This is a genomic window from Reyranella sp. (genome assembly GCF_965229815.1).
Taxonomy (GTDB): domain Bacteria; phylum Pseudomonadota; class Alphaproteobacteria; order Reyranellales; family Reyranellaceae; genus Reyranella.
Window position 1 is genome coordinate 1 of sequence record NZ_CBDDJN010000007.1, and the last position, 8088, is coordinate 8088.

Annotated in this window: 8 protein-coding genes; 4 read left to right on the forward strand and 4 right to left on the reverse strand. The window is 72.3% G+C overall.

Annotated features, from left to right (window positions below):
* The 3 genes from ACO073_RS27540 to ACO073_RS27550 form a co-directional block, all read left to right on the forward strand.
* Positions 1–510 (forward strand): COG4223 family protein (locus ACO073_RS27540; protein WP_422002246.1); only part of this gene is annotated, 510 nt, incomplete at its 5' end.
* A gap of 19 nt (positions 511–529) precedes the next feature.
* On the forward strand, positions 530–2299 hold the full coding sequence (locus ACO073_RS27545) for a heme biosynthesis HemY N-terminal domain-containing protein (protein ID WP_422002248.1): 1770 nt from the start codon (positions 530–532) through the stop codon (positions 2297–2299).
* 290 nt (positions 2300–2589) lie between these two features.
* On the forward strand, positions 2590–3219 hold the full coding sequence (locus ACO073_RS27550) for a class I SAM-dependent DNA methyltransferase (RefSeq protein ID WP_422002249.1): 630 nt from the start codon (positions 2590–2592) through the stop codon (positions 3217–3219).
* A gap of 21 nt (positions 3220–3240) precedes the next feature.
* Here the strand turns inward: ACO073_RS27550 and ACO073_RS27555 are convergent, their stop codons facing one another.
* Positions 3241–3999, reverse strand: coding sequence for an SDR family NAD(P)-dependent oxidoreductase (locus tag ACO073_RS27555; protein ID WP_422002251.1), 759 nt, complete (start codon positions 3997–3999; stop codon positions 3241–3243).
* A gap of 254 nt (positions 4000–4253) precedes the next feature.
* On the opposite strand from ACO073_RS27555, the gene bfr reads away from it, so the two are divergent.
* Entirely contained in the window at positions 4254–4739 is a 486-nt protein-coding gene (bfr, locus tag ACO073_RS27560; RefSeq protein ID WP_422002253.1) for a bacterioferritin, read from the forward strand.
* A gap of 87 nt (positions 4740–4826) precedes the next feature.
* Here bfr and ACO073_RS27565 read toward each other — a convergent pair whose 3' ends face one another.
* The 3 genes from ACO073_RS27565 to ACO073_RS27575 form a co-directional block, all read right to left on the reverse strand.
* A complete protein-coding gene (locus tag ACO073_RS27565) occupies positions 4827–5468 on the reverse strand; it encodes an ATP-binding cassette domain-containing protein (RefSeq protein ID WP_422002255.1) in 642 nt (213 codons plus the stop codon).
* Entirely contained in the window at positions 5465–7150 is a 1686-nt protein-coding gene (locus ACO073_RS27570; RefSeq protein WP_422002257.1) for an ABC transporter permease, read from the reverse strand. Before ACO073_RS27570 ends, ACO073_RS27565 begins: the two co-directional genes overlap by 4 nt.
* A 21-nt stretch (positions 7151–7171) precedes the next feature.
* Positions 7172–8088: ABC transporter substrate-binding protein (locus ACO073_RS27575; protein WP_422002258.1), on the reverse strand; the 917-nt coding region annotated here is incomplete at its 5' end.

Here is an 8088-nt window from a genome sequence, read left to right on the forward strand (position 1 = left end):
AACGGCCAGCCGTTCGGGCCGGCGCTCGCCGCGGTGAAGACCCGGCTGGACGATCCGACGCTGGTGGCGCCGCTGGAGCCTTATGCCGCCACCGGCCTGCCGACGCGGCGCGAGCTGATCGACGCCTATCCGAAGGCCGAGGCCGCCGTGCGCGAGACGGTTCGCGGGGAAGCCCAGTCGGAAGGCTTCGTGGCGGGGCTGCTGGCCAACGCCGAATCGCTGGTGAAGGTCCGGCGCACCGACGCGCCCGAGGACGGCGGCGTGACCGCCACCCTGGACGCCATCCGGGCCGACCTCGCCCGCAACGACCTGGCGGCGGCGTCGACGGCATGGACCAACCTGCCGGAGCCGGCCCAGGCCGCCTCCAAGGACTGGCATGACCGGTTGGCGGCGCGCGTCGCCGCCGACAGGCTGGTCGAGAAGGTCACCACGGACGTGCTCGGGAGCCTCGCCGAAAGTTCGACGGCGCCGCCGGCCGCGCCGGCCGAACCCACCACGCCCGGGAACTGATCGAGCGGAAGCAAAAGCCATGATTCGCCTTCTTGTGTTCCTGGTCCTGGTCTTCGTGCTGGCGCTCGCCGGCGCCTGGGTGGCCGATCGCCCCGGCGCGGTGGAGATCGACTGGCTCGGCTACCAGATCCAGACGTCCACCACCGTCGCGGTGGTGGGTCTCGTCGCGGTGGTGGTCGCCGCGATCATCCTGTGGTCGCTGTTCCGCGCCATCCTGCGCTCGCCGGGCAAGCTGTCGCGCTTCTTTCACCGGCGCAAGAAGGACAAGGGCTACCGGGCGCTGTCGAACGGCCTGATCGCCGTGGGCTCGGGCGACTACCGTCTCGCCCGCCGTTATTCGGTGGAAGCCCGCCGCACCCTTCCCAACGAACCCGCCGTGGCGCTGCTGGAGGCGCAGACCGCGCAGCTGGGCGGCGACCGGACCCAGGCGCGCTCGGTGTTCGAGGGCATGCTGGAGGACCGCGAGACGCGGCTGCTCGGCCTGCGCGGCCTCTACATCGAGGCGAGCCGCGAAGGCGAGGGCGAGGCCGCGCGGCACTATGCCGACGAGGCGGCCGAGGTTGCCCCGAGCCTGCCGTGGGCGGCGACCGCCCAGTTCGAGCACGCCGCGGCCGATCGCGACTGGGAGGAGGCGACCCGCATCCTCGACCGCAACGCCCACAACAAGCTCGTCGACAAGGCCAAGGCGCGTCGCCTGAAAGCGGTGCTGCTGACCGCCCGCGCCAACGAGATCGAGCTGGGCGAGCCGGAGAAGTGCCGGGCGCTGGCGCTGGAGGCGCACAGCCTCGCCCAGGACCTGGTGCCCGCCGCCGCCGTTGCCGGCCGCGTGCTGGCACGCCTCGGCGACGTGCGCCGGGCCAGCAAGATCATCGAGCAGACCTGGAAGCGGACGCCGCATCCGGACCTTGCCGAGGCCTACAGCCACATCCGCCAGGGCGATGCCGCCCGCGACCGGCTGAAGCGCATGCGCGGCCTCGCCGCGCTGCGGCCGACCAGCGACGAGGGCGCCTTCGCCATCGCCGAGGCGGCGATCGACGCGCGCGAGTTCGACGAGGCCCGGGCGGCCATGCGCCCGATCCTGAACAACCATCCGACCCAGCGGGCCTGCCTGCTGATGGCCGAGCTGGAGGAAGCGGAAACCCACGACCAGGGCCGGGTCCGCGAATGGCTGTCGCGGGCGGTGCGTGCGCCGAAGGATCCCGCCTGGACCGCCGACGGCATCGTCTCGGAGACCTGGGCGCCGGTGTCGCCGGTGTCGGGGCGTCTCGACGCGTTCGAATGGCGGGTGCCGTACGAGGCGATGGGCGGCGCCATCGAGCCGCCGATCGACGAGGCGATGTTCGAGGCGGCGCCGCCGGCGCTGAAGACGGTGTCGGCCACGGCGCCGGCCTCGGCGGAAGCGGCCGTGCTGGCGGTGTCCAGCGAACCGGCCGCCGCCAGGCCGGCGGAGTCCGTTCCCGCGCCGGTCCCGGCCGCGGCGGACACTCCGGCCGAGACAAAGACACCCGCGGCCGAGCCCGCCCCGATCGAGCCGGAAATCGTGCCGCCGCCGGCGGCGAAGACGGCGCCGCCGATCGCGGAGGAGAACGTCACCGATCTGAAGCCCGTACCGGTGCCCGCCGATGGCGAGCCCGCCGCGGACAAGGCCGGCCCGGCGCCCGCCGCCACCGGCGTCCGCCCGGAGACGGTGCGGTTTCCGCTGGAGACGCCGCCCGACGATCCCGGTCCGGACACCGACGGCGACGAGGAGCTGCCCGACCCCAAGCGGCGGATGCGCTTCTTCAACTGAGCCCGGCGCCGGCGGGGCCGACGGACGGCCGACCTTGGCCGATGGTCCGACCCGCCCTATAGTGCGGCGCGTCAACACACGGTGGACTGCGCGCATCGGCATGGCCGGCCCCACACGGCCGGCCGCCACGGACAAGCGTGCGTCCGCGCATTCCTCCGGAGCACCTCGGCGCCGAGGCGAAAGCGGCCTGGCCGGCGGCGGCGCGCTCCCCAGCATCAATCCGGATCTGTCGTCTCCCCCACCGGGTGAGCCCGCCCGACGGGAGAGGACGCCGGCGAAAGGAGACTTGAATGACCGATTCCGCCACCGAAAGGCTTGCCCAGGTCTATGGGGCCAGGTCCGATCAGGAACGGCGGTCCGCGTATGCGGCCTGGGCGAACGACTACGAAAGCGACCTCGCCAATTTCGGCTATCTGCTGCCGGGCGTCGCCGCCGCGCTGGCGGCGCGCCACGTGGCCATCGGTGACGGGACGATCCTCGACGCCGGCTGCGGCACCGGGCTGGTCGGTCAGCTGCTGTCGCTGGTCGGGTTCGGTCCGATCGTCGGCGTCGACCTGTCGGAGGACATGCTGGCGGAAGCGGGCAAGAAGGGGGTCTACGACGAGCTCCGGATGATGCGGCTCGGCGACGAGCTGGATTTCCCCGACGACGGCTTCGCGGCGATCCTGTGCGTCGGGACCCTGACGCCGGGCCACGCCGGTCCGGAGACCATCGAGGAACTGCTGCGCATCGTCCGGCCGGGCGGCCGCATCATCTTCTCGCTGCGCGCGGACGAGGGCATCGATCCGGGCTACGGCGAGATCATCGAGCACCTGCAGTTCGACGGCCGCTGGCGGCACGTGGAATCGAGCCCGGCCTTCCCGGGCATGCCCGGCAAGTCGGTGGAGATCCTGCACCGCATCCACGTCTATTCGAAATAGCGCCGGACGGCGGCCTGCGGCTCAGACGTGCTGGCCGCCGTTGATGTGGATCTCCGATCCCGTCACGTAGGACGAGGCGTCGGTGCACAGGAAGAAGATCGTGCTGGCGACCTCGGCCGGCTGGCCGAGGCGGCGCAGCGGGATGTCGCCGATGAGGTCGCGGGTGCCCGGCGACAGGATCGAGGTCTCGATCTCGCCCGGCGCGATGGCGTTGACGCGGATGCCGTGGGGGCCGAAATCCGCCGCCATCTCGCGGGTGAGCGCGGCAAGCGCCGCCTTCGACGTGGAGTAGGCGCTGCCGGCGAACGGGTGCACGCGCATGCCGGCGATGGAGGTGACGTTGACGACCGAGCCCTGGGCGCGGGCGAGTTCGTCGAACAGGCCGCGCGCCAGCATGATCGGCGCGAACAGGTTCACCTGGACCACCTGCTGCCAGGTGTCCATCGGCGTCGTCAGCGAATCGAGGCGGCCGCCGTCCTCGCCCTTCGGGCTGATGCCGGCGTTGTTGACCAGCGCGTCGAGCAGCCCGCCCTCCGCTTCCACCCTGAGCCGGATCTCCGACACCGCATGGTCGATGCTCGCCTGGTCGGCGAGGTCGACCTGGATGTGGTCCTCCGGGCCGGCCGGCCAGGGGCACTTGTCGGTGAAGGCGTGCCGCGAGCAGGTGATGACGCGCCAGCCGGCGCTGGAAAAGCGCTTCACCGTCGCGTGGCCGATGCCGCGGCTCGCGCCGGTGAGTACCAGGGTGCGCCGTCGGGCGCCCGTGACTTGGTCGATCATGCGGTCGTCTCCCGGGCCGGCGACGCGGGCCAGAGCCGTCGCGGCCGCGTCCTCCGTCTATCACAGGCGCCGCCGGCGGCCTATCGCGGCGCGACCGGGCCGGCCGGTGCGGCCGACGGTCCCGGGCGCCGGTAAATCCTGACCGGATGTCACCAATTTTTTCGGGGAGTCGCCCCAAAAGGTCTGGACGCACCCGGCGATGCGGGATATTTGAATTATTCCAATCTGTATTGCAACGAACGGAGCCAGCCGGCATGAAGGGCGATCCCGAGGTCATCGACTATCTCAACCGCGGCCTGAAGAGCGAGCTGACGGCGGTCAACCAGTACTGGCTGCACTATCGCCTGCTGGACGACTGGGGGTTCACGCTGCTCGCCAAGAAGGAGCGCGAGGAATCCATCGAGGAGATGCACCACGCGGATTCGTTCGTGACGCGCATCGTCTTCCTCGAGGGGCTGCCCAACATGCAGACCCTGGAGCCGCTGCGGATTGGCCAGAACGTCAAGGAAGTGCTCGAGTGCGACCTGGCGGCCGAGCATTCGGCGCGCGAGCTCTACCGGGAAGGGCGCAAGCTCTGCCACGACAAGGAAGACTACGTGTCGATGGCGCTGTTCGAGAAGCTGCTCTCCGACGAGGAAAGCCACATCGACTTCATCGAGACCCAGCTGCAGCTGCTCGAGACGATCGGCCTCGAGCGCTATTGCCTGCTGCAGGCGGCGCCGGCGAACGAGGCCGAGTAGGCCTTGCCTGACGCGCCTCCGGTCTCGACCGGATGGCTCACACGAACGAAGGCGGGTGCCGCGGCGCCCGCCTTTTTCATGTCCGGCTCAGTCCAGCCGGGTGACCGCGCCGCCCGCCGCCTCGGCGTCGGCCGGGTCGTGGGTGACCAGCAGGACCGGCAGCCCGCGCTCCGCCGCGGTGTCGAACACCAGCGTCCGGACCTGGTCCCTCAGCGCCATGTCGAGCTTGGAGAAGGGCTCGTCCAGAAGCAGGGCGCAAGGGCGGGCCGCCAGCACGCGGGCGAGCGCGACGCGGGCCTGCTCGCCGCCCGAGAGCGTGGTCGGATCGCGTGCCTCGCAGCCCTCCAGCCCGACCTCCCGCAGCGCCCGGCTCACGGTCTCGGCCCGGGCCCGGCCGCGGACGGCCGCGGGCACCGCGAAGCGGACGTTTCCGCCCACCGAGAGATGGGGAAACAGCAGCGGATCCTGGAACAGCAGGCCCATCCGCCGCTCGGCCGGGCGCAGTGGCGCAAGGTCGACGCCGTCGAGGGCGAGCCCCCCTTCGCCCGAGAAGGGCGCGCGCAGGAAGCCGGCCACGTAGGCGAGCAGGGTAGACTTGCCGCTGCCCGACGGACCCATCACCGCGTGCACGGCGCCGGGGGCGATCCGCGCCGACAGCGACAGCAGCGGCGTGCCGGCCTTGGCTATGGTGACCCGGTCGAGGACGAGGCCGGTGGCGGACGGGCTCATGGCTGGGCGTTCCTCAGGCCGCGGCGGTTGCGGAAGACGACGGCCGGCACGGCCAGCGCCAGCGAGAAGGCGAGCAGCGGCAGCACCATCTGCAGCACCGAGGCGACGCCGATCAGCCGGCGCGAGCCGCCGGCCGACAGCGCGATGGATTCGGTGGTGACGGTTGCGATGCGGCCGGCGCCGATCAGCGCGGTCGGCAGGTAGAGCCCGACGGAGACGGCGAAGCCGACGGCCGCGGCGGTGAGGATCGCCGGGAGCAGCAGCGGCAGGCGGATGCGCAGGAAGATGCGGGCGTCGGAGGCGCCAAGCGCCGCCGCCACCGCGCCGTAGCGCGGATCGAGGGAGCGCCACGCGTCGCCGAGCGACAGGAGCACGTAGGGCAGCACGAAGACCAGGTGGGCGAAGACGACCGCGCCGAGGGAGGGGCCGAAACCGGCGGCGAGCATCAGCACCTGAAGGCCGAACAGGAACGACACCTGGGGCACGACGATCGGCAGGTAGAGCAGCGACAGCACCCGGGGGCCCGGGGCGCGGGCCCGGCGGGTCTCGTTCTCCAGGCAGGCAAGGGTTATGGCGGTGGCGATCAGGGTGGCCAGCAGCGCCACCAGGACGGTGACGGCGAGCAGCGCCCGGGTGGCGGGCCAGTTGTCGGTCCAGCCGCCGAGGGAGACGCGGGAGGGGAGCGCGTCGGGGAAGCGCCAGACGTCGGCGACCGACCACACGGCAAGACCGAGCAGCCCGAGGCCGACCAGCACCGCGCACAGCAGCGCCAGCCCGGCGCCGATCAGCCGGGCGGCGCCATCGCCGGCGCGGCGTTGGCCGGAGACGATGGCCCGCCGCCCGGCGGCGCGCGCGCAGCCTTCCAGCAGCAGCCAGAGCAGCATGGCGGCCCCGGTCACCCCGACCTGCAGGAGAGCGCCGGCGGACGCGGAGAATCGGCGGGCGAGGTCCGGATCGCCCATCCAGCCGACCAGCCGCACGGCGAGCGGTGCGGGCGTGGTCGGGCCGAGCACCATGGCCACCTCGACGGTGGCGGTGGCGAAGGCGATCACCGCGAAGATCGGCAGCCGCAGCTGCGGATAGAGCCGGGGCAGGACCGCGTAGAAGAAGCCGGCGACACGGCCGTAGCCGAGGCCGGTGGCGACCCGGGTGAGGCGGTCGGCGTCGGTCTGGGGAAGGGCGGCCAGCGCCATCAGCAGGAGGAACGGGACCTCCTTGGCGACGAGCGCGGCGATCATCGCCAGCCCGGCCGGGTCGTGGACGATCAGCAGGTCCGGCGGCCGCTCCAGCCCGGTCGCCCAGGGCGAGGCAAGGCGGACCAGCCAGCCCGACGGGCTGATGAGGAAGGCGAGGCCGAGGGCCGCCGCGGCGTGCGGCACCGACAGCAGCGGCGACAGCACCCGCCGCATCCACGCGAAGGCCCGGGTCTGCGACCAGCCGGCCAGGAACAGCAGCGTGATCGCGGTGGCGATGAGCGTGGAGGCGAGCCCGGTCCACAGGCTCAGCCCGACCGAGGCGGCAAGGCCGGGCTCGGCCAGCAGCCGCGTCCAGGGGGCGAGGGACGGGCCGGTGCCGCCGAGCGCCGGGAAATAGCCGAAGGCCGGCAGGGCGACGCCGGCGAGGCCGGCGATCACCGGGCCGATCAGCAGGGCGATCGCGGCCGCGGGGGCGAGGCGGAGCATGGTCAGCGCCCGACCGGCGGGCTAGCGGGTCCCGTAGCGGACGGTCCACGCCCGTTCGAGGCGCTCCGTCCAGCTCGGGTCGGGCTCGCGCAGGGTCGGCCGCATCTCCGACGGCGGCAGCAGCGCCGGATCCTCGGCCAGCGCGTCGAACAGGGCGCGGTCGGCCTCGCCCAGCCCGGCGATGTCGAGCACCGTCGGGTCGCCCCAGATGGTCGGATCGGCCTTGCGGGCCTGGGCCCGCGGCGACAGCAGGAAGTTCGCGGTCACCAGGGCGCCCGCCTTGGCGCTGGCATTGTAGGGGATCGCCACGAAGTGGGAATTGCCGATCGAGCCGCCGTCCAGCACGTAGGGCCGGACGGTCCCTGGCAGTTCGCCATCGGCGATCGCCGCGCTCGCGTCGGCCGGATTGAAGGTGAAGGCAAGGTCGGTCTCGCGGTCGGCGAACAGCCGGCGGAGCTCGGAGACGTTGGCCGGGTAGGCGGCGCCCTTGCGCCAGAGGTGCGGGGTGATCTCGTCGAGATAGGCGAACACCGGCGCCACCTGGGTGTCGAAGTTCTCGTCGGTGGCCGGGCGGTCGAGAGCCAGGCGATCCGGCGCCAGCGTCACCAGCAGCTGCTTCAGAAAGGTGGAGCCGAGGAAGTCCGGCGGCTGCGGATAGGTGAAGCGGCCGGGGTGGTCGAGGATGTAGGCCTTCAGCGCCTCCAGGGTGCGGGGCGGATCGGCGAGGGTGTCGGTATCGTGCAGGAAGACCAGCTGCGCCATCCCCCAGGGCGATTCCAGCCCGTCGACCCGCACCGTGGCGTCGGTGAGCACGGTCGGCTTGCCGTCGACGTCGACATGGGTCCAGTTAGGCAGCAGCGTCGCCCATCCCGGCGACATCAGCAGGTCGTGCTTGCGCATGGCGGCGAAGTTCTCACCGTTGATCCACACCAGATCGA